Annotated in this window: 20 protein-coding genes and 1 pseudogene; 8 read left to right on the forward strand and 13 right to left on the reverse strand. The window is 62.0% G+C overall.

The annotated features are described in order from the left end of the window. Window positions 1–186 precede the first annotated feature (186 nt). Entirely contained in the window at window positions 187–2,691 is a 2,505-nt protein-coding gene (locus P0D80_RS37440) for a penicillin-binding protein 1A (protein WP_408291331.1), read from the reverse strand. A gap of 170 nt (window positions 2,692–2,861) precedes the next feature. Between P0D80_RS37440 and fabV the strand changes: the two genes are divergently transcribed. Next, window positions 2,862–4,058, forward strand: a complete 1,197-nt coding sequence (gene fabV / locus P0D80_RS37445) for an enoyl-ACP reductase FabV (protein WP_408291333.1) — start codon at window positions 2,862–2,864, stop codon at window positions 4,056–4,058. A 45-nt stretch (window positions 4,059–4,103) separates the two neighbouring features. On the opposite strand, the gene P0D80_RS37450 is transcribed toward fabV, so the two are convergent. Then, window positions 4,104–4,742, reverse strand: a complete 639-nt coding sequence (locus tag P0D80_RS37450; RefSeq protein ID WP_132374603.1) for a TetR/AcrR family transcriptional regulator — start codon at window positions 4,740–4,742, stop codon at window positions 4,104–4,106. 101 nt (window positions 4,743–4,843) lie between these two features. Here P0D80_RS37450 and P0D80_RS37455 point away from each other — a divergent pair, with 101 nt between their 5' ends. Continuing rightward, window positions 4,844–5,203 (forward strand): darcynin family protein, encoded by a 360-nt coding sequence (locus P0D80_RS37455; RefSeq protein WP_408291336.1) that lies wholly within the window; start codon window positions 4,844–4,846, stop codon window positions 5,201–5,203. A 30-nt stretch (window positions 5,204–5,233) separates the two neighbouring features. On the opposite strand, the gene P0D80_RS37460 is transcribed toward P0D80_RS37455, so the two are convergent. The 3 genes from P0D80_RS37460 to P0D80_RS37470 all read right to left on the reverse strand — a co-directional run bounded on the left by P0D80_RS37460 (window position 5,234) and on the right by P0D80_RS37470 (window position 7,363). Next, entirely contained in the window at window positions 5,234–5,581 is a 348-nt protein-coding gene (locus P0D80_RS37460) for a hypothetical protein (protein ID WP_408246832.1), read from the reverse strand. A 136-nt stretch (window positions 5,582–5,717) separates the two neighbouring features. Further along, window positions 5,718–6,341: a glutathione S-transferase family protein gene (locus P0D80_RS37465; protein ID WP_408291338.1), complete on the reverse strand. Its 624-nt coding sequence runs from the start codon at window positions 6,339–6,341 to the stop codon at window positions 5,718–5,720. Window positions 6,342–6,415: 74 nt separating this feature from the next. Beyond that, entirely contained in the window at window positions 6,416–7,363 is a 948-nt protein-coding gene (locus P0D80_RS37470; RefSeq protein WP_408291340.1) for an AraC family transcriptional regulator, read from the reverse strand. Between the two features lie 219 nt (window positions 7,364–7,582). On the opposite strand from P0D80_RS37470, the gene P0D80_RS37475 reads away from it, so the two are divergent. Further along, window positions 7,583–8,413 carry an oxidoreductase gene (locus P0D80_RS37475; RefSeq protein ID WP_408291343.1) on the forward strand — a complete coding sequence of 277 codons (831 nt, stop codon included), beginning with the start codon at window positions 7,583–7,585 and terminating at the stop codon, window positions 8,411–8,413. A 75-nt stretch (window positions 8,414–8,488) separates the two neighbouring features. On the opposite strand, the gene P0D80_RS37480 is transcribed toward P0D80_RS37475, so the two are convergent. Beyond that, entirely contained in the window at window positions 8,489–8,962 is a 474-nt protein-coding gene (locus P0D80_RS37480; RefSeq protein WP_408291345.1) for a hypothetical protein, read from the reverse strand. A gap of 321 nt (window positions 8,963–9,283) precedes the next feature. Here P0D80_RS37480 and P0D80_RS37485 point away from each other — a divergent pair, with 321 nt between their 5' ends. The 3 genes from P0D80_RS37485 to P0D80_RS37495 are packed head-to-tail and all read left to right on the forward strand — an operon-like array spanning window position 9,284 to window position 12,739. Further along, window positions 9,284–10,633, forward strand: a complete 1,350-nt coding sequence (locus P0D80_RS37485; protein WP_408291347.1) for a glutamine synthetase family protein — start codon at window positions 9,284–9,286, stop codon at window positions 10,631–10,633. Window positions 10,634–10,679: 46 nt separating this feature from the next. Continuing rightward, window positions 10,680–12,038 carry an aspartate aminotransferase family protein gene (locus tag P0D80_RS37490; RefSeq protein WP_408291365.1) on the forward strand — a complete coding sequence of 453 codons (1,359 nt, stop codon included), beginning with the start codon at window positions 10,680–10,682 and terminating at the stop codon, window positions 12,036–12,038. Between the two features lie 53 nt (window positions 12,039–12,091). Then, window positions 12,092–12,739, forward strand: a complete 648-nt coding sequence (locus P0D80_RS37495; protein WP_408291349.1) for a GntR family transcriptional regulator — start codon at window positions 12,092–12,094, stop codon at window positions 12,737–12,739. Between the two features lie 189 nt (window positions 12,740–12,928). Here the strand turns inward: P0D80_RS37495 and P0D80_RS37500 are convergent, their stop codons facing one another. Continuing rightward, window positions 12,929–13,825, reverse strand: a complete 897-nt coding sequence (locus tag P0D80_RS37500) for a LysR family transcriptional regulator (RefSeq protein WP_408291351.1) — start codon at window positions 13,823–13,825, stop codon at window positions 12,929–12,931. Between the two features lie 146 nt (window positions 13,826–13,971). Between P0D80_RS37500 and tam the strand changes: the two genes are divergently transcribed. Then, window positions 13,972–14,748 carry a trans-aconitate 2-methyltransferase gene (gene tam, locus P0D80_RS37505; RefSeq protein ID WP_408176902.1) on the forward strand — a complete coding sequence of 259 codons (777 nt, stop codon included), beginning with the start codon at window positions 13,972–13,974 and terminating at the stop codon, window positions 14,746–14,748. A 165-nt stretch (window positions 14,749–14,913) separates the two neighbouring features. Continuing rightward, window positions 14,914–15,279, forward strand: coding sequence for a hypothetical protein (locus P0D80_RS37510; protein WP_310811900.1), 366 nt, complete (start codon window positions 14,914–14,916; stop codon window positions 15,277–15,279). A 250-nt stretch (window positions 15,280–15,529) separates the two neighbouring features. On the opposite strand, the pseudogene P0D80_RS37515 reads toward P0D80_RS37510, so the two are convergent. The 6 genes and pseudogenes from P0D80_RS37515 to P0D80_RS37540 form a co-directional block, all read right to left on the reverse strand. Next, window positions 15,530–16,367, reverse strand: a pseudogene (locus P0D80_RS37515) (LysR family transcriptional regulator). A gap of 554 nt (window positions 16,368–16,921) precedes the next feature. Beyond that, window positions 16,922–17,368, reverse strand: coding sequence for a hypothetical protein (locus P0D80_RS37520; RefSeq protein ID WP_408291354.1), 447 nt, complete (start codon window positions 17,366–17,368; stop codon window positions 16,922–16,924). A 35-nt stretch (window positions 17,369–17,403) separates the two neighbouring features. Beyond that, a complete protein-coding gene (locus P0D80_RS37525) occupies window positions 17,404–17,655 on the reverse strand; it encodes a PAAR domain-containing protein (RefSeq protein WP_408291356.1) in 252 nt (83 codons plus the stop codon). After that, on the reverse strand, window positions 17,630–18,109 hold the full coding sequence (locus P0D80_RS37530) for a hypothetical protein (protein ID WP_408291358.1): 480 nt from the start codon (window positions 18,107–18,109) through the stop codon (window positions 17,630–17,632). Before P0D80_RS37530 ends, P0D80_RS37525 begins: the two co-directional genes overlap by 26 nt. Before the next feature lie 3 nt (window positions 18,110–18,112). Beyond that, window positions 18,113–19,105: a 3D domain-containing protein gene (locus P0D80_RS37535; protein ID WP_408291360.1), complete on the reverse strand. Its 993-nt coding sequence runs from the start codon at window positions 19,103–19,105 to the stop codon at window positions 18,113–18,115. A 3-nt stretch (window positions 19,106–19,108) separates the two neighbouring features. Beyond that, on the reverse strand, window positions 19,109–20,589 hold a 1,481-nt coding region (locus tag P0D80_RS37540), incomplete at its 5' end, for a DUF2345 domain-containing protein (protein ID WP_408291362.1).

Raw genomic sequence — 20,589 nt, forward strand, 5'->3', positions numbered from 1 at the left:
CCGTGCTTATGGAAAGAAACCGCACGAGCGCAGCCACGCCTGCGGAAAGCGCCGCGAGTCTTGTCGCGCTGGCGAAAGCGCCGCACGAACTCAGCCGCGTCGATGGAAAAGCGCCGCACGAGCTCAGCCGCGCCTGCGAAAAGCGCCGACCCGGCTCAACCGCGCAGCGCGGCCAGACCACACCGCTCACGGCGAGCCGCGTCCGCCCGTCGGCGTTTCCGGCAGCGCGTTAGCCGGACTGCCGGCATCCGGCGGGACCACATCGTCCGGCGTGGGCGTCGGCGCCAAGGCCGGCTCACCGCCGCCGCGCGCTTCACCGTCGACCGCCCCGCTCGCCGCCACCGGCGCGGAACCCGGCGTCGGCAGCATCGGCGGTTGCGGCAAGGTTCGCGGCTCCGCGGCCGCAGCCGACGCCGACGGCTCAACTGACGGCTCGACCGGCGTAGTAGCCGGCGCACGACGCGTCGTGCTGCGCGGCACAACCGGCGCCTCCTGCTTCGCCGGCGACTTCGCGAAGAGGTTCTGGAACCAGCCGCGCAAGCGCTCCGAGCGTTCGGCGAACCAGCCCGGTTCCTGGTCGGTCGCGAATTTGACGCGGCTGTCCACCAGCCTCGAACGCTGCGCGCGCTGGAAGAAATCGCCCACGATGGGCAGCGCGCTGTGCGCCCCTTGGCCCCAATAGTCGCTGCGCAAGGTCACGCGGCTGTCGTTGAACCCGACCCACGCGCCCGCCACGAGCTGCGGATGAATCAGAATGAACCAGCCGTCCGCGTTGCCCTGCGTCGTGCCGGTCTTGCCCGCGACGTCGCCACGCACGCCGAAGCGGCTGCGAATGCTCGAGCCCGTGCCGCGGTTCACCACGTCGCGCATGACGTCGATCAGCACGCGGTCGGCGTCGGCGGACAGTTCCTGTTTGGACGGCGCCGGCGCGAACTCGGCCAGCACTTCGCCTTTGCGGTTCTCGATGCGCGTCACCATCACCGGCTCCACATAGCCGCCGAGGTTGGCGATCGTGCCGTAGGCCGAGACCATTTCCTTTAGCGTGACCGGGCTCGTGCCGAGCGCGAGCGACGGCACCGGGTCCAGTTCGCTATCGCGCACGCCCATCGCGCGAGCGAGGCGCGCGACCTTGTTCGGGCCGACCGTTTCCATCAGTTGCGCGGTGATCCGGTTGCGCGAATACGCGAGGCCGTCGCGCAGGCTGATCTTGCGCTCGCTCGGCTCGTCCTCGTCGCTCGGACGCCAGACTTCGCCGCCTGCCAGCGGAATCTCCACGGGCTTGTCGACAAAGGTGTCGGCGGGTTTCGCGCCCGACTCGAAGGCCGCCGCGTAGACGAACGGCTTGAAGGTCGAACCCGGCTGGCGCCGCGCCTGCTGCACGTGGTCGAACGGGTCCTGGCTGAAGTCGCGGCTGCCCACCCACGCCCGGATCTGGCCGTTGCGCGGGTCCATTGCGAGAAAGTCCGCCTGCACGCGTGTTTTGGATTCGCAAACCGACTTGACCAGATCGCGGTCGGACGAGACGCGCTTGAGCGCGTCGTCATCGCTCAGGCCGGCGTCTTTGGCGGCGCGGTAGTCGGGTGTTTCGCGCAGGAAGGTCTGCAGAAGATCCTTGCCGTTCGAGCAGCCCGCGCGGGTGCCCCACGCGGAATTGGCGATGCCCTGCAACTGATTGCCCTGCAAAGTCACGGCCTGGGTCGCCATGGTCTGCAGACGCGAATCGATGGTGGTGCGCACCACCAGGCCGTCGGCATACATGTTGTAGTCGTTGCGATCCGCCCACGACGCCAGCCACTTGCGCAATTGCTGCGCGAAATGCGGCGCGGCTCCGGGCGGCTCGGTCTGGCGCTCGAAATCGATCCGCAGCGACCGGTGGCTCAAGGTCGCGTAGGCCGCCGGCGTCAGCTTGCCGTACTTGACCATCTGCCCGAGCACGGTATTGCGCCGCTGCAACGCGCGTTCGGGATTGAGCACCGGGTTGTAGTAGCTGTTGCCCTTGAGCATGCCGGTGAGCGTGGCGCTTTCCAGCACAGTCAGATCGGAAGCCGATTTGTCGAAATAGGTGCGCGCGGCCATCTCGATGCCGTAGGCGTTGTAGAGGAACGGCACCGTATTCAGGTAGGTTTCGAGAATCTCGTCCTTGGTGTAGAGCGCCTCGATCTTGAAGGCCGTGATCGCTTCCTTGAGCTTGCGCGTGAGCGTCGGCGCGCGGCCGATCTCGTCGGGATACAGATTGCGGGCGAGCTGCTGGGTGATGGTCGAGCCGCCCTGCCGGTCGCCGGAAAACGTATGCAGCGCGGCCGACGCCGTACGCCGCCAGTCGAGGCCCCAATGCTCGTAGAAGCGGTGATCTTCGGTGGCGATCAGCGCATTCACCACGTTGGGCGAGATGTCCTTGAGCTTGACCCACTCGCGGTTGGAAGGCTTGAATTCGGCCAGCAGCTTGCCGTCCGCGGAAAGAATCTGCGCCGGCTGCTCGATCTTGGCCTTGCGGATATCGCCGATGCTCGGTGTGAACGGAATCAGGATCAGCACATACAGCACGAACAGCAGCGGAAGCGCCGCGCAAGCCTTCAGCACGCCGCGGCGCGTAGGATGGCGCAAGTGCCACAGGGCCTGCGCAACGAGCGGGTTCGCGAGAGTCAGCCCTTTTTCAAGGGCCGCCAGAAATGAGGGGATGAAGCGCTTCACACTAGCTTACCGTCGGCTTGGAAAGGCGCAATCCTACCAAGATGCGCGGCGGCGGCCGATTTTTTGCAGCGAACGCGCTGCAAGCGCCTCGCAATCCGCCAAACCGCCGCGGCGCGCCCGCAACAATCGCGGCCCACTATAATGTCGCCAATTCCGACAAGAGGTGCTTCATGATCATCAAACCGCGCGTGCGTGGCTTCATCTGCGTTTCCACCCATCCGACCGGCTGCGAGGCCAACGTCCGCGAACAGATCGACTACGTCAAGGCACGCGGCCCCATCGCCAACGGCCCGAAGAAGGTGCTCGTGATCGGCGCATCCACGGGCTACGGCCTTGCCGCCCGCATCAGCGCGGCGTTCGGCTCGGACGCCGCCACGCTCGGCGTGTTCTTCGAGCGCGCCGGCAGTGAAACCAAGGCGGGCACGGCCGGCTGGTACAACACCGCCGCCTTCGAGAAATTCGCCACGGAAAAAGGCCTGTACGCGACCAGCATCAACGGCGACGCCTTCTCCGACGCAGTCAAGCAGCGCACCATCGAAGTCATCAAGCGCGATCTGGGTCAGGTCGATCTGGTCGTCTACAGCCTTGCCGCGCCCAAGCGCACGCATCCGAAAAGCGGTGAAGTCTTCAGCTCGACGCTCAAGCCGGTCGGCCGTGCCGTGAATCTGCGCGGCATCGACACGGACAAGGAAGTCATCAAGGAGACCGTGCTCGAACCCGCCACCCAGCAAGAAATCGACGACACCGTCGCGGTGATGGGCGGCGAAGACTGGCAGATGTGGATCGACGCCCTGTTCGAAGCCGGCGTGCTCGCGGACGGCGCGAAGACCACCGCGTTCACCTACCTCGGCGAGAAGATCACTCACGACATCTACTGGAACGGCTCGATCGGCGCGGCCAAGAAGGATCTCGACCAGAAGGTGCTGGGCATTCGCGAGAAGCTGGCGGCCAAGGGCGGCGACGCGCGCGTCTCCGTGCTCAAGGCGGTCGTCACCCAGGCCAGCTCCGCGATCCCAATGATGCCGCTGTATCTGTCGCTGCTCTTCAAGGTGATGAAGGAGAAAGGCACGCACGAAGGCTGTATCGAACAGGTCTACGGCCTGTACAAGGACAGCATGTACGGCGCGGCGCCGCATCTCGACGACGAAGGACGTCTGCGCGCGGACTACAAGGAACTCGATCCCGAGGTGCAGAACCGCGTGCAGGAACTCTGGACTCAGGTGACCAACGACAATATCTACGAACTCACCGATTTCAGCGGCTACAAGACGGATTTCCTGCGTCTGTTCGGCTTCGAAATCGAGGGCGTGGATTATGAAGCGGACGTCAATCCGGACGTGCAGATTCCGAAACTCGTGCAGGTTTGATGAAGCGCGGGGCCTTGGGTGGCCCCGCTTCAGTCTCTTGCGCCGCTAAATCGCGTCGCCGTCCACCCTCCTCGACTGCGCCACGTAGCCGTCCACCGCGCGCATCACACGCACTTCCAGCGCGGCGGCGTCACGCTCGTCGCGCTCACCCGCCTGGTCGACCATGCCGCGCACGATCGCCAGCAGATCGCGCGCGACCAGATCCACATCGTCCAGTTCGGGCACCTGCGCCTTTTCCGTCAGCGCGCTGACCAGCGCCGTATGAATGGTGTCGGCGATGCGTTGATTGCGCTCGTCGACCGGCAAGCGGCGCTCCTCGGCATCGATGATGCGCGCCAGCACCGGCCTGCGCATCTGATGCGAGACGGACGCGCGCACCATCGCCTGCACGCTGTCACGCGAGTTCTCCAGTAACGACGCCGCCTCGACGTCCACCACCAGTTGCGCGGTTTCGCGCTCGATCAACGCAACGGTCAACGCGTCGCGATTCGGAAAGTATTGATAAAGCGAGCCGATGCTGACGCCGGCCCGCTCCGCGACCGCGTTGGTGGTGTAGCCGTCGAGTCCGCGCGTCTCCAGAATGCGAGCCGCCGCTTCGAGCACGGTCTCGACGGTTTGCGCCGAACGCCGCTGAAGCGGCGCTTTACGGGGCTTCAGACGCTGCGTGGAAGCTGATCTGGCCATGTCCGGAATGCGAGTTTCAAATGTGAGTATTCGCTCGTATTCTAATCCTGTTTTCGCGAAAACCCCATTAGCCCTTCGACATTCAACAGGACTCGAGCCTCATGACTTCATCTGCCAAAGCCCCCGTACTGACCGTATTCATGCTCGTCAAAACGACGCCCGAATGGCTCGGCTTTGCCGTCGACGAACGCTTCCGTCTGCTGGCCGAACACGTCGAGCCGATCCTCAAGCGTCACGCCGACGAAGTCAGCATGCGCTTTTACGACATCGAGTTTTATTCGGCGCGCGTCACCGATATCTGGGTGTGGAATGCGACGAGCCATCACGCGTATGAAATGGTGGTCGAAGCCTTGCGCGAGACGCCGTTCTGGGACCGCTACTTCGACATCGTGGAGATTCTGCCGGGCGTAGAGAACGCCTACGCGAAGAACTACCACCGCGACGCGCTGACGGCGGCCTGAGCCGCGTCCGCCGCGCCGTCACGATCCACTTCAGCAGGGAAACGCGGCCTGGAGCGAACGAAGAATCGCCAGGCCGATCGGAAAGTCGTCCGAAATGCCCGGGTGATTGTTGAAGAACTCGTCGAGCAGCGGATAGACGTTCTGGTTGCCAATGGCGAGATTTTGTGGCGGGCAGAAGAGCGGCGGCTTCTTCTTCGATACCAGCTCGCCGTTGGCCCAGCCGAACGCGTTGATCGTGCCGGTAATGTACGCGGCGTAGACCGAGTTGTTATCGGCATGCGCCCATTTCTTGTACTGGGCGGCCGTCATCTCGGCGCTCGCATTCAGAGTGAAACACGCGGCCACAAACGCCAGCGCAACTTTCGATACCCGCATCATGGAACCTTCAATCGGTGTCGCAAAAGCGGCCATTGTAGGCGAGTCGGGGCGTACCGCGCAGAAGCGCTTGCATGAGCAGGAGTCCGTAAGCATCGCATACGGATTCTTGTAAGCGTCCCGGCTATGCGCGAACGCGCTACGGCGTGCCATTGCGGCAATAGGTTCGGTAGGCTTCGCGCGTGGAAAGACGCGCCATATACGCCGCGACCGCGGGCAATTCGCCGTGCTGCAACGTCGTTTCCAGCCAGCGGTTGATGGACAGCGCGATCGGAATGTCCGCGAGTGAAAATGCGTCCCCCGCGATGAACGCGCCGGTTTTCCGCAACTGGTCTTCGATCATGGCCATATGCCTCGCCCAGTTCGCGCACGACAGCTCGATCTGCTGCGGATCCTGGTGCGTCGGCGAATGCCGGACCAGCGCCAGAAACGCGTAGCTCCATGAACGGTTCAGTTCACTCGCCTGCCAGTCGATCCACTGATCGCAGCGGGCGCGCTCGCCAGGTTCGGCGGGATATAACGACTCGCCGTGATAGCGGCCCGCCAGGTAGCGGATGATCGAATTCGACTCCCACAACACGAACTCGCCGTCCTTGATGACGGGGACCATCGCGTTAGGATTCAGCGCGAGAAATTCCGGCACGTTGGTCGCGCGGAAACCGGAGCCCCAGTCTTCCTGTTCGAATGGAAGCGCGAGTTCCGCACACGTCCACAACACTTTGCGGACGTTGATGGATGAGGTCTTGCCGAGTATCTGTAGCATGGGTTCAAAGCGTATCGACGGCTCGATGAAACGGACAGGCACAGTTTGCGCCGTGCGCACCGGGCCAGCGCCGTTCAGTGCGACGCGACGAAGATCGACCCCGGCGCAGGCGGTGGCACGGCGAAGGATTTGCGCATCCGGTCGGCCTCCTCGACCGGACTGCGACCGAACAGGCGCTTGAATTCGCGGCTGAATTGCGAGGCGCTTTCATACCCCACCTGCACACACGCGAGCGCCGCCGTCACCTCGTTTCTCACCATCAGCAGGCGTGCCTGGTGAAGCCGCGTCGACTTCAGATATTGCATCGGCGAGGTGCGCGTCACCGCCTTGAAATGCGAGTGGAAGCTGGGCACGCTCATGTTCGCTTCCAGCGCGAGTTGCTCGATGTCGAGCGGCTCGCGATAGCATGCGTGAATCTTGCGGATCACCTTGGCGATTCGGGCGAACTGGCCTTGCGCGGTCAGCGCGGCGCGCATCGATCCGCCCTGCTCGCCGGTCAGCACGTGGAAGTAGATTTCGCGCACCAGTGCCGGGCCGAGCAACTCGGCCTCGAGCGGCACGCTCATTGCCTCAAGAAAGCGCAATACCGAAGCGCTCAGCTTCGCGTCAAGCGGCGTCGACATCATGCCGCGCGGCTCGGCCGGCACGCCGGCCTCCCGCTCGTCGAGTTGCAGCATCAGATCGGCGGCCAGCTTGAAGTCGAGGCGGAAATAGATGGCGAGCAAGGGCTCCGCCTCGCTTGCTTCGGTTTCCATGGAGAACGGCACCGGCACCGAGACGGCCAGGTAGTGCTGCGCGTCGTACACATAGACCGTCTCGCCGAGAAAGCCCCGCTTGCGCCCCTGGCACACGATCACCACGCCGGGGTCGTACAGCACCGGTGTGCGGCTGAGCGGCCGGTTCGAGCGCAGAAAGCGCACGTCGGGCAGCGCGGTGAGGTTGTAGCCTTCCAGCGGCGCGAGATTTTCGAGCAAGGCCACCATGCGTTGACGCGCGCTCGGATCGTGGTGTTTGTGCTTCACTGCGGGCCCCGTCGACATGGCTAAGCAGATTGCACTTTGCCATCGCTGCGCCGGAAAATCCATCCGCTCATAGAATCAGGCAATCACCGCAGACGAACCGGCATTTGCGCCCAGCCCTGCCGCTCCTACCATTCAGTCCTATGCTGGTTTCCGTCGATGCCACGCGTTTTCGCCCGAAAGCGCTATGTGATGACGGACAAAACAAAGGAGTGGATCACCATGAGCAAAACGTTTCTGATCACCGGCGTCAGTTCCGGTTTTGGCCGCGCATTCGCACAGGCGGCACTCGACGCGGGCCATACCGTCGTCGGCACGGTGCGCAATGAAGCGGCGCGCGATGCGTTCACGGCGTTGGCGGCCGAACGGGCGCATGCCGTCGTGCTCGACGTCACGGATTTCGAGGCGATCGCGCCTGCTGTCGCCGCGATCACGCAAACGGTCGGCCCGATCGACGTCCTCGTCAACAACGCCGGCTACGGACACGAGGGCACGCTGGAGGAATCGCCGCTCGGCGATCTGCGCCGTCAATTCGATGTCAACGTCTTCGGCGCGGTCGCGATGATCAAGGCCGTGCTACCCGTCATGCGCGAGCGCCGCTCGGGTCACATCATCAACATCACGTCGATGGGCGGCTTCATCACGATGCCCGGTATTGCGTACTACTGCGGCAGCAAGTTCGCGCTCGAAGGCATCACCGACGCGCTGGCGAAAGAAGTGGCGGGCTTCGGCATCAAGGTCACGGCCGTCGCGCCCGGCTCGTTCCGTACGGATTGGGCGGGCCGCTCGATGGTCCGGGCAAGCCGCAGCGTCGCCGACTACGACACCTTGTTCGACCCGATCCGCGAGGCGCGCGAAGCAAAGAGCGGCAAGCAGGCGGGTGATCCGCACAAAGCGGCGCAGGCGCTGCTGGAAATCGTTGCGGCAAAGAATCCGCCGGTGCATCTGCTGCTCGGCAACGATGCGCTCGACCTGGTGAAGACGAAGCTGGCGGCGCTGAACGAGGAGATCGAACAGTGGGAACCACTGTCGCGCTCCACAGACTTCGCTTGAAGCAATGGCCCTCATGCGCCGCCATGGGCGCGTGAGGGGCACGGTGAAAAGCGGCGCCTCGGCTAACTCGACCGCTTACTGATTGCGAACCCGAATCGGGCCGCCGATGCTGTTGCACAACAAGTCGCCGTTCGGGAGAAGTTGCGGCTGCGCGTAGCCACCGTTACCCCGGTTGGACGTGCCGAAAATCGCGCGATACACGACCTTGCCGGGGTTCCAGTCGAGGCCGGACATCTCCCAGCCGTCCTTCTCATGGTAGCCGTTGATCATCACGATGTTGGACGTGCCGCTCATTGTCGGCGCCATGCTGATCGACACCGCGGTAGCGTTGGTCCACGCCGACTTCCATTGATGTTTCACCGGCTCCCAATCGATCCGTTCGGCGCCGCGCGCCGGCTTGTTGATCGGGCCAAGCGAAAGAACGTCGACCAGCTTGTCCTTCTCGCCGTGTTCAGCAATGTTGTTGACCACGAACTCGCTATAGCCCTTGCCGACCACGGATTGCTCGGACTGGATATATTTCGTGCTCAGCGGCAAGCCCGCGGTCACCGGGAACTGCCCCGCGATGCGATTCGACTTCGTGCCCGGCTGCTACGTGAAAAGGTGCCATGCGATCGATTGTTCCGCATAGCTCGACGCCACGAGAGTGACACCGCGTCGCATAAAGCCTGCGGCAAAGCAACCCAGGGAACGGTGGAACCGGGCGCCGCGCGCATGGGTTTCATCCCATTTCACAAAGGCAGAATTCGTGGCATGATTTGATCAAATCCCACAATGCAAAAAAAATCCAGCTTTTCCGAACAGGCGGCTCATCGCGCTCCGTTGTCGAAAGCGCCTCGCGCCGCTGTCATCAACCGACTGGAGTCAACCTTGCAAAGCGACCTACACGGCGGCTTGCGCGAATTCCTCGAACATCACCGGATCCATGAAGTGGAGTGCGTGATACCGGACATGACCGGCGTCGCGCGCGGCAAGATCGTGCCGAAGAACCTGTTTCTCTCGGAAGGCAAGATGCATATGTCGAATGCGCTGCTGATGATCACCGTCAACGGCGAATTCGCGAATTTCGAGCGCTTTGTCGGGCCGAGCGATCCCGACATGGTCTGCATTCCCGATCCGAACACGGTGCGCCTCGTGCCGTGGGCCATCGAACAGGTGGCCGTGGTGATTCACGACTGCGTCGGGCTGGACGGCAAACCGATCGGCATCTCGCCGCGCGCGGTATTACGCCGCGTGCTGCAGCTTTACGAAGAGCGCGGCTGGCGCCCGGTGGTCGCGCCGGAGATGGAGTTCTATCTGATCGCGCAGAACAAGAATCCGCATGAACCGCTGCGCCCGCCGCTCGGCCGCGCGGGGCGCCACGAAGCCGGCCGCCAGTCGTTTTCGATAGACGCGGTCAACGAATTCGATCCGTTCTTCCAGGACCTGTCGCGTTTCTGCGAGATGACGCAGCTCGGCGTCGAGACGCTCGTGCATGAAGTCGGCGCCGGGCAGATGGAGATCAATTTTTCGCACGGCGACGCGCTCGACCTCGCCGACCGCGTGTTCCTGTTCAAACGCGCGGTGCGCGAAACGGCCTTCCGTCACGGCATTTTTGCCACCTTCATGGCCAAGCCGATGGAGCACGAACCGGGCAGCGCGATGCATATTCATCAAAGCATCGTCGATCGGGAAAGTGGCCAGAACATTTTTTCGCTGCCGGACGGCTCGGCCAGCCCGCTGTTTTTCAACTATATCGGCGGCTTGCAGAAGTACATGCCGCAAGCCATGCCCATGTTCGCGCCGTACGTGAACTCCTACCGGCGCCTGTCGCGCTTCACCGCCGCGCCGATCAACGTGCGCTGGGGTTACGACAACCGCACCTGCGGAATCCGTGTGCCGAACTCCGGGCCGGACGGCCGGCGGCTCGAAAACCGCGTGCCGGGCGTCGACGTGAACCCGTATCTCGCCATGGCGGCCACCCTCGCCTGCGGTTATCTCGGCATGGTGGAGCAGCAGGAAGCGTCGACGCCGATGATCGAAAGCGCCTACGACCTCGAGTACGAATTGCCGCGCGGTCTCGAAGACGCGCTCAAGGCGCTATCGAAATGCAGCGAACTCGCCGAGGTGCTCGGCGACAGCTTCGTGCAGGCGTATTGCGCGGTGAAGGAAAAGGAATTCGAGACCTTCTCGCAAGGCATTACCGCGTGGGAACGCGAGCATCTGCAACTGCTCGTCTGAGCGTGGGCCGCGGCCGACAACCTGATTGGAGAGCGTGCAATTGCAATTGAATACCCGTCACGGCATCAACTGGGCGCGCGCGCAAGCGCTCGTCGAACGCGAACGCCGCGCGTTCGTCGAGGCCATGCCGAAGTCGCGCGCGTTGTCCGAACGCGCGGCGCGCCACCTGCTGTTCGGCGTGCCGCTGCACTGGATGAACGACTGGTCGACACCCTTCTCGCTATACGTCGAAGAAGCGCGCGGCGCCGCGTTCACCGATGTGGACGGTCACCGCTATGCGGACTTCTGCCTCGGCGACACCGGCGCGATGTTCGGCCATTCGCCGGCGCCCGTCGCGCGAGCGCTCGCCGCGCAGGCGCAACGCGGTTTGACGACCATGTTGCCGGGCGAAGACGCCGCATGGGTCGGCGAAGAACTCGCGCGCCGTTTCGGGCTGCCGTACTGGCAGTTCGCGATGACCGCGAGCGACGCCAACCGCTTCGTGCTGCGCTGGGCGCGCGCGGCGACCGGGCGCAAGCAGATCGTGATTTTCAACGGCTGCTATCACGGCACCGTGGACGACGTCTTCGTCGATCTGGTCGACGGCAAGCCGCAACAGCGCGACAGTTTGATCGGCCAGGTGCACGACCTGCTCGGCAGCACGCGCGTAATCGAATTCAACGACTTGGCCGCCTTGGAAAACGCGCTAAAAGATGGCGACGTGGCCTGCGTGCTCGCCGAACCCGCGATGACCAACATCGGCATGGTGCTGCCCGAGGCGGACTACTGGCGCGAGGCGCAAGCGCTGATGCGCCGCTTCGGCACGCTGCTCGCCATCGACGAAACGCACACGATCAGTTGCGGCCCCGGCGGTTATACGAAGGCGCACGGGCTCGAACCCGATCTGTTCGTGCTCGGCAAACCGGTCGGCGGCGGCTTTCCGTGCGCTGTATATGGCTTTAGCGCCGAATTCGCCGCGCGTGCCCAGCAGGCCAAGCGCGGTGCGCCGCCGGGACACTCCGGCATCGGCACGACGCTCACCGCGAACATGCTGGCCATGAGCGCGATCCGCGCCACGCTCGCCGAGGTGATGACCGACGCGGCATACGAGCATATGTTCGCGCTGGCGGAGCGCATCGAGAGCGGACTGCGGGACGCGATTGGGCGGCACGGACTTGCGTGGTGCGTGACGCGTGTCGGCGCCCGCAACGAATTCCAGTTCATGCCGACGCCGCCGCGCAACGGCAGCGAAGCCGGACGCCAGCTCGATCCCGAACTGGAACACGTCTTGCACCTTTATTTGCTGAACCGTGGCGTGTTGATCACGCCGTTTCACAACATGATCCTGGTCTGCCCGGAAACGTCGATAGAAGACGTGGACAAGCTGGTCGCCGCGTTCGACGCCTGTCTTGGCGAACTGACCTAAAGTCGCGTCGACTTTTTTTGCACCCTTTTTGAAGGGGTTTTGCATCGAGCATTATGAAAACTTCGCGCCATCACACGCTGCAGGACCAGACCTACGACACGCTGCGGCAGTGGCTGACGATCGGACGCTTTGTGCCCGGCGAGCGCATCAAGATCCGCCACGTCGCCGCCGAGCTCGGCGTGGGCGAAATGCCGGTGCGGTCCGCCTTGCAGCGCCTCGCGGCCGAATCGGCGCTCGTCAACGTGCCCAATTGCGGCGTGACGGTGCCGCATCTGTCGAAACAACAGTTCGACGATGTACTGCGCGTGCGCCTGATTCTCGAAGGCCAGGCCGCCGAACTCGGCGTGCCGCATCTCACGGCGCACGACATCGCCACGCTGGAAAAACTGAATGTGCAGATGGCGCAGGCGTTGCGCAGTGCCGACACTAAAGGCTATCTCGACGCCAACGAGGCATTCCATCTGGTTCTGTACCGGGCGGCCGGCTCGCCGCTGCTGCTGGAGTTGATCGAAACCGTGTGGCTGCAAGTCGGGCCGATTTCGAATTTGCTGTTCGGCGAGGCGCTATTTGCCGATTCGCTCAATGATGCGCACGACGATCTGTTGAGCGCTGCCAGAGCGCGCGACGCTGCCGGCGTGCGGCGGGCGATCGAGCGTGACCTGAATCATGCTGCGACGTGCTTGCGGGCGCAGTGCTTGTAGGCATGCGATGGGTGATCGGGCGCAATCTTCCGAGTCTTGCAGCGATGTGTGTGCGGGCGCATTGCCCAAGATGCTCACTCTGAACCGTGCGACGGTGACTGAACGCGACCTGCGCCACGCGACAACATATTTGCGCTTGCCGAGCCTGAGGACGTTCCGACTTGAAGCACCGGAGTGACCTGGCCGCGCTCAGCCTTTTAGCGTCGCCTGCTCGAGAATCATGTCGTAAAGCGCCTGCGCCGCCGGCGACAACTGCGCGGTCTTGCGCGCCACGAGAACGAGCGTGCGCGACACGGCGGGATGCGTGAGCTCGACGGTGCGCACCTTCGGATACGCGCCCTTCTGAAGCGCGAGCGCCGGCACCACGGCCGCGCCCACGCCTTGCGCGACCAGCCCCACCGCCGTCGAACTGCGCTGCACCTCGTAAAAGGAGCGCAGCGCCAGTTCGCTCGTTTCCAGCGCGAGGTCCAGTAACGCGCGGTTGCCGCTCACCTCGCCCGCAAAGATCAGCGGATAAGCCTGCAGCTGCTGCCAGGCGATGCGGCGCCGCTTGGCCAGCGGATGATGCTCGTGGCAGATCAGCACATAGCGGTCCTCCGTGAGCGGCACGCTGGCCAGATCCGGATGATGCTCGCGCGCGATATTGATGCCGAACTCGACCTCCCGGCGCAACACCGCCGCCTCCACCGCCGCCGACGCGTGATCGAGAATCCTGATGCGGTTATGCGGATACCGCGCCGAATACGCCTGCAGAATGCGCGGCAAATATTGCACGCCCACCGTCGGCACGCAGGCGATCGACACATCGCCGCGACGCGCCACGCCGGTCTCGCGGATTTCGACCAGCGCGTCGGCCAGTTCACCGAGCAAGCGGCGCGCTTGAGGCAGAAAACTGCGCCCGATTTCGGTGAGCGCCGTGGAGCGTGTGGTCCGCTCGATCAGTGTGACGCCGAGGTAGGTTTCGAGCTTGCGCAGACGCTGCGTGATGGCCGTTTGCGTGACATGCAATGAATCGGCGGCGCTCTGGAAGCTGCCGCGATCCGCAATGGCGACGAACGCCTGAACGCCGAGCGTGTCGATTTTCATTAGAAAAATGAAGGAATCGGAATGATAAATTCATTTTACTCCGCCCTTGGGGGCGCTGAGAATGAGCGCATTGGACCGGTTCGAACCGTCGAAGAGACGCAATCGCCGCCCACCGATCCGGCCACCACGGACACAAGGAGCATCAGATGACGTCGAAGAAGGATTGGCACGCGAAGCAGTACGTGTTGTTCGAAAACGAGCGCACCCGCCCGGTCAGGGATCTGCTGGCGGCTGTGCCGCCGACGGAGGTGAAGAGCGCGGTGGACATCGGCTGCGGACCCGGCAACTCGACCGAGGCGCTCGCCGCGCGCCTGCCGGGCGCGGCGGTCAGCGGCATGGACAGTTCGCCCGACATGATCGAGGCGGCCCGCAAGCGTCTGCCGCAATTGCAGTTCGACGTGAGCGACATTTCCACGTGGGACGCGCCGGGACCGTACGACCTGATCCTCGCCAATGCGGTGCTGCAATGGGTACCCGACCACGAGCGGCTGTTTCCGTCGCTCGTGACGAAGCTCGCGCCGGGCGGCAGCCTCGCCGTGCAGATGCCGGACAATCTGGACGAACCCGCGCACCGTCTGCTGCGCGAAATCGCTGCTGACGGCCCTTGGGCCCACCAGCTCAAGGGCGTCGAGCGCACCATGCGCTATGGCGCCGGCTGGTACTACGCGTTGCTCGAACCGCTGTGCGCGCGGGTCGACGTGTGGCGCACCGTCTACCACCACCCGCTCGCGGGCGGCGCGGACGCGGTGGTCGAATGGTTCAAGGGCAGCGCGCTGCGGCCGTTCCTCGCCGAGCTCGACGACGCCGGACAAGCCGCTTTCTTGCAGCGTTACCGGGACGCGATCGCCGCGGCTTATCCGGCGCTCGCCGACGGCACGGTGCTGCTGCCGTTTCCGCGGCTGTTCATCGTCGCCACCCGCTAGCGGCGGCGGCCCGCGAGCGGGTGGCCGTGCCGGCTGTGGCGCCGGCGCGCGCCAGGGTACTCAGGAATTGCCCTGCTTGAATTCTGCGTGATATTGTTCAATGAAAGTGGGGAACGGCGACTCGCCGTTCTCACCGGAACGCAATTTTCAGCAGCGAGCGTCGCCATGAGTGATGTACGCCATCATCTGAGTCCACGAGACCGTTTGGAGCTGTTGTGCTGGCTCACATGCGGGAGTCTTGGCGCCTATTACCTGAATGAGGACTGGCCGGACGCGGCGTTTCATGTGCAGGCCGCGCATAAGTGGCTCGACCGGCGGGCGCGCGAGGCTGATTGGCTCACGATCGCCAAGTTGACCGCTACCGCGGTGGAGATTGCGCGGCGGCATGCGCAGTTTGTCGAAGCGGATTGGGCGAGAGATGCGGTTGAGGAGATTCTTGATACTGATGAGCTCGATCCTCAAGCAAGGCTTGTGAGGCAGGTTATTGCGGATTGTCAGAGTGCTTTGGCGGATAAGAGGTTGGCGGATTGATTTTGGGTTTTGGCCTTTCCTTGAAATCATAGTGGTCTATTAGCGTTGCCCCTGTGCGGGGCGGCACCTACTTTCTTTGCCGCCGCAAAGAAAGCGCCTTCACACCGCTAATTCTTAAGCGGGTCCCTCGCGCAGCCACGGTAGGGAGCCGCCGTCAATACGTTTCGGGACAAAGTGGCACTGTTCGCATTCCAGATCAAGCAACGTGAGCTGATACCATTGTGCCGCTCCAATCTGTTTCACCCCGCATCTATTCCGCAAACGCCTGCACATGCTCCAGCGCCCCGTCACGGGGCGCAATATCGAGCCAGTAACCGAACGGCCCGATTACCTCCACCTCCGAAATCCGCGCGAGACGGCCGTCAGCCAGTTCCTCGCCGATCATGTTGCGATCCACGATTGCGAGTCCTACGCCTTTGCGCGCGGCACGTATCGCCTGCTTGAGCATGGAGAACTCGATCCCGTTTTCCGCGTAATGCGCGGGCATACCGGCCATTGCCAGCCAGTCCGGCCAGAGACTGAGGCGCGCGTTTTCATGCAGCACGTGCAGCGCGGGCAACCGGTCAAGTGGCGCGCCGACCGGCTCACCCGTCAGGTGACGTGCGCCAACAAGCGCGTGGCGCTCGATCATCAGCAATTCCGAATGCACGCCCTGTAACGCCTCGCGTCCAAACCGGATGGCGCAGTGACAGTCGTCGGTGGGCTCGGTGCGGATCGATAGCTTGACATCGGGTAGCGCCAGCGCGAGCGCCGCGACTTGCGGCGAAAACTTTTGTCGCAAAGGCCGGAGGCATCGAGACAATCAGGCAGCGGTGTCCGGCTTCGCTGGCAATGTGCCGGCATCCCCGCTCGATCATGTCGAAAGCCTCGGCGAGACAGGGCCGCAACTGCGCGCCGGCTGCGGTCAGGCGGATACCCGCATGGTCGCGCTCAAACAGCCGGACCCCAAGGGAATCCTCAAGCATCCTGATCTGCCGGCTGACCGCGCCCTAGGTCACGCATAGCGCGGCAGCGGCCCGGTCGAAACTCAGGTGACGGGCCGTTTCATCAAAGAAGCGCGGCGCGATCAGTGAAGGCAAGCGTCGCAAGGATCACCTTCGGTCTTTCCAATCATTCAGGTAAACGAAGTATTCCGGGGTGCCGGTCCACTGAAATTCAGGCCCGCAGGCGGTCAAAGGGATAAAACCCGCCTGCGCACGCGTGGCCCTTTTCGGGGACCGGCAGACTGATTCGATCGCAACGCGGCGCGGCACACTAGCGTTGTACCGAATTTACAAGTCGCTGAGATCAACCTGGCTCTCTCATTCCTGGTACGCCCCACGAATCGTCAGAGGGCGGGCCCGAAAGCGGGACGAAATGCCACTGTTCAAACGCTGGATCGAACAGGGCGTGGTTCAAATGGTCATGGCGTAGCCCGGTCCCGCGAGCCCGCATATTCGTGCGCATCGTTTCCACTCTTCGAACTGCAAGTTCAATTTTTCGGCGCGATCTGCACCGGGCCAAATCCAGGAATTAACCGCGCTGTTTGCTTCCTGCCACGCGTAAAGGCCCGCCCCGTCATACAGCGTGTTCAACATCGCGATGCGTATCCGCATCCACCCCAAACTCCCCGGGCTTACGTGCCTCTGCGGCCGAATCCATTTCAAGCACCTTGCAAATGTGAACCGGCTCTCCCTCCTGCGTCAGCAAGAGCCGGTTCGCCTCGCCCATCCACGACACATGCAGAGCCGCAGCCGCAGACCCGTCGGCCGTGCGCAAAGGATTGTGCGCCGATGGCTGCGGCCCATGCAATGTCGTAACGCAAACCAGGCTTCCTTATGCGCGCCCCTTCGATGAGCGCATCAAGCGGCGACATGAAACATAGAGCCAACTTGCCTTCCCATCCCTCGACCGCGATCCGCGCCACATCAAACACCCCCGGTTCGTCTTCCAGCAGCAACACATATGCGCGAGGTTTGAAAAAGAACAGCAAACGGGACCGCGGTGGCAGTATCCCGCGCGCAACTGCAATCCGTTCATAGTGCGCATCAACGGCTTCTCTCTCGCGCCGCTCGCGCAGACTCCTGGAGCGTTGGTCTCCAGCCTTCACCTGTCATCTCCCTTTAGCCTTGTATTCGTCATCACTCATGCCAGACTGGAAATCAGACGGCAACCGCACGTAGCAAGATGCCCCTGACGCGCGACGGGCGTACTGCGATCCATGATTTTCCTGTCGCCTTCGAGGATCACGTTAGGCCGGACCTCGGGGTGCAGCGGGCACTCGACGAGATCGCCCTTGCGAGCCACGCGCCGTCCGCCGTACCGCATGGTGTCGGAGGCGGTGATAACTTCGCCGCCGTGGTCGGTGGTGTCACTTAGTCGGATGAGGTCGATCATCTTTGCCTCCTCGATCAATGAACTCTGAGGTACTCACTTGCGATTGGTTCGGCGGCGGATTCACTTCAATTGCATAGAAATCCTCTTTAACAGTTTGTGCTCCTCCCGGCCCGTCAACTTCCTTTCCGTTTTCGTCGAAGAAGTGCGCATCGGTGTCTATCACCACCTGGATCGAGCAGGAATCGCTACCAGGCGCGCTACGGAGCCTTGCACATACTTGGTATGGTCCAATTCGCGCCAACGCCAACTTTGGATTTACATCGGCTCCAATCGTTACTCCAGTCGCATCTTTCTCAAACTGAAATGTTTGCAACAAAAATTGTGCAAAGAAGGGTCGCTGTTTAATCAACGGCAAAACCTGTTTTTCAAAGTCAACTGTTCCATCCGCGAAGCAACTTGATCCATAGGAAGTCAACGACAAAAATATTGCCCAAAATAATTTTGACCTTTTCATGCGCTAGTCCTTTATATATTTGACGCGACGCCGAGTTCCATTAACCCCACCATGCAGCCACGCTTGCACAACACTAGCGCCAGCACCCAAAAAATTATCGACATGGCGGCCAACGATGGCGCTTCCACGATCGTCTGCATATCGATCCCCAACGCCATCAATATTGACGTGTGCGCGCGGAGGAATTACGTTCCTATCGACCGCTATTGAATGGTTTTCCGTCACCGGCCCAAACGAACCTTGAACTGTATTCGTGTATGCAAAGGTGACTTGCGCCGGATCCTGGATATGGTCGCGATGTCCATGGCTGTTCAAATGCCACGTAGTAGTCATGCTAACAAATCGTACGTAGCGACCGTTTAAAGCCATTCCTGTGCCTTGCATGACGACTCCGGATGCACTGAAAAGAAAGTCATATCTGTGCTGGTCGCCCAACCCGTTCCCGTCGGTCATCTCGCCACCAAAATCCGATTCATTGCAGACGTTATAGCCAGTGATCAAAAACGTTCCTTCGTACCATGCGTTCTTTAAAGTAATCGAAAGCGGCTGCGCAGAAATATCTGGATTGTCCACAGACAGCCGAAGTTCGCCAGAATTCCTACTTTCAAGCGTGATCATTATCGTGCCATCGGGACCCGTAGATGATGAACTTAGCCTGATGACATCGCCGCTACGATTGCTCTTAATTGACACGCCCTTTCCTGCGATTGGCGTTCCGTCCGATGTCTGCCGCACGATTATCTTTATCTTCAATTGATAGAGAATATTTCCATGCAGGACAGTAGACGCAGACGGAATAATTGGTAAGACGTCACCATGCAGATTGTTTTGAACCTCCCAGCGCAACACGGCGTCGGCCACAGGTACAGTCACATTAGACATGGGATGCGGATTCGAAACACCGTAGCCGACAGCAGTCGAAGGTGCGGCAACTGGAGCAGCGGCAGGCGCCCCCTCAGACGCGGGATTAGCTGTCGGCGACTGAATATCACTCATAAATCAACCTCCATGGACCAGATGAACGGTTAATTTTTCCGCACCGTTTGTTGCTACCCGCATGGTCTTGCCCGTGACGTCTGTAATGCCATCGACAATTTCACCTGACTCCCTCACAATTCTGTATTTGACATTAGGCGGCGGCTTACCTGTCGTCTTATTCACAAACGTAAATTGCTCGTCGTGAGGTTTGCTCGGCATATTAAGAGGTTTAGCTACCGGTCCGGGTATGTCAAACCCTGCACAATGAAATAAACATTGGCCCTCGGTATAGATAAATGCTCCATTCGAATTCAGTGTCAATTGCGTCCCGCCCGCATTTAACGTAATTTCATTCGGGGTTTTAAGATTGATTGGACCCTGTTCGCTTATGATCTCAACAATTTTCTGAGCGAGCAGACTCATGCCGTCGGTTTTCGCCTCCAGCGAGATTTTTCCCGCCGCCGCAACCATTGTGATACCCATGCGCTGAACGAAAACGCTGAAGCGCTCCCGTATCGAAGCGACAAGTGACTTGCCTGCTGCAATGCCGACACTCAGGCCGGTGGTCAATGCCAGATGCTCGTTACTGGCAATGTGCGTGCTTTTCCCCGCAGTCAGTGCAGTGCTGGCGGCACTTGCGAGTACAAGCTGTGGCTCTGAAAGTTCCGGGAACAGATTGTCGTCGGTCTTCGGTCCACCACGGATGCCGTCGTTCTGGGCCTCCAGCGCGCTCGTGATCTCAGACTGATCGGTTCCTGACTGCTGCGCTTCGTGATACTGGGCCTGCTCCAGGAGGCTTTCCTGTAGCTCACGCGCTGCCGTAAGTCTCTGCACCGTCTCGCCCATGTCCTTGACGGGGGCCGTTGCGCCCGCGCGCGTTTCGGTCGTAATGAGAATACCCGGTGCGCGCATCACGGCGTTTGCATCAGTGGCGATCTCGATGCCTTCGCCCCGCGCTTCCTTGCGCCCCTTGTTGCCGTCGATGCGCGTGTTGTAGCCGACGATCAGCCGTGACTGCGCGTAATCGCTGCTGACCTGTACCTGAAGTTTGCCGGGCGTGTCGTCTGCGACGATCTGGTTGGCCTGGAACCCTTTCAGTTCCTGCGTCCGCGTGCCGCTCAGTGCGTAGTTGGCTGGCAGTAACCACGGTGGCTGCCTGAACCGGTTGACCATCCGGTCGGCAATATAGGGCTTGTCAGGGTCGCCTTCGTGGTAGTTGATCGTCACTTCCTGGCCAATACGGGGCACGTAGATCGAGCCGAACGAATTGCCCTGCCATGGTGAAGACACGCGTACCCAGCAGCTCGCGTTCTCGTCCTTCGGCCTGTCCACGTCCCACAGGTAGCAGATCTTGACCCGGCCGTACGCATCGACCCAGGTCGTCTGATCCTTGGGACCGACCACCACGGCTGTCTCGGCGTAACAGCGGGGCTTCTTCTTCGGCCTGTTCCTGAAGAACCGGTTAGGCGACTGCAGCACGAAGTCAGTCACGCACTCGAACT

It is taken from the genome of Paraburkholderia sp. RL17-373-BIF-A, from assembly GCF_046030175.1.
GTDB lineage: Bacteria > Pseudomonadota > Gammaproteobacteria > Burkholderiales > Burkholderiaceae > Paraburkholderia.

What these genes read in the sequence shown, in the direction of transcription:
- fabV (WP_408291333.1), top strand. Translation starts at nt 2,862, where the DNA reads ATGATCATCAAACCGCGCGTGCGTGGCTTCATCTGCGTTTCCACCCAT.
- P0D80_RS37450 (WP_132374603.1), bottom strand. Translation starts at nt 4,742, where the DNA reads ATGGCCAGATCAGCTTCCACGCAGCGTCTGAAGCCCCGTAAAGCGCCG.
- P0D80_RS37455 (WP_408291336.1), top strand. Translation starts at nt 4,844, where the DNA reads ATGACTTCATCTGCCAAAGCCCCCGTACTGACCGTATTCATGCTCGTC.
- P0D80_RS37460 (WP_408246832.1), bottom strand. Translation starts at nt 5,581, where the DNA reads ATGATGCGGGTATCGAAAGTTGCGCTGGCGTTTGTGGCCGCGTGTTTC.
- P0D80_RS37465 (WP_408291338.1), bottom strand. Translation starts at nt 6,341, where the DNA reads ATGCTACAGATACTCGGCAAGACCTCATCCATCAACGTCCGCAAAGTG.
- P0D80_RS37475 (WP_408291343.1), top strand. Translation starts at nt 7,583, where the DNA reads ATGAGCAAAACGTTTCTGATCACCGGCGTCAGTTCCGGTTTTGGCCGC.
- P0D80_RS37495 (WP_408291349.1), top strand. Translation starts at nt 12,092, where the DNA reads ATGAAAACTTCGCGCCATCACACGCTGCAGGACCAGACCTACGACACG.
- P0D80_RS37500 (WP_408291351.1), bottom strand. Translation starts at nt 13,825, where the DNA reads ATGAAAATCGACACGCTCGGCGTTCAGGCGTTCGTCGCCATTGCGGAT.
- tam (WP_408176902.1), top strand. Translation starts at nt 13,972, where the DNA reads ATGACGTCGAAGAAGGATTGGCACGCGAAGCAGTACGTGTTGTTCGAA.
- P0D80_RS37510 (WP_310811900.1), top strand. Translation starts at nt 14,914, where the DNA reads ATGAGTGATGTACGCCATCATCTGAGTCCACGAGACCGTTTGGAGCTG.
- P0D80_RS37525 (WP_408291356.1), bottom strand. Translation starts at nt 17,655, where the DNA reads ATGATCGACCTCATCCGACTAAGTGACACCACCGACCACGGCGGCGAA.
- P0D80_RS37530 (WP_408291358.1), bottom strand. Translation starts at nt 18,109, where the DNA reads ATGAAAAGGTCAAAATTATTTTGGGCAATATTTTTGTCGTTGACTTCC.
- P0D80_RS37535 (WP_408291360.1), bottom strand. Translation starts at nt 19,105, where the DNA reads ATGAGTGATATTCAGTCGCCGACAGCTAATCCCGCGTCTGAGGGGGCG.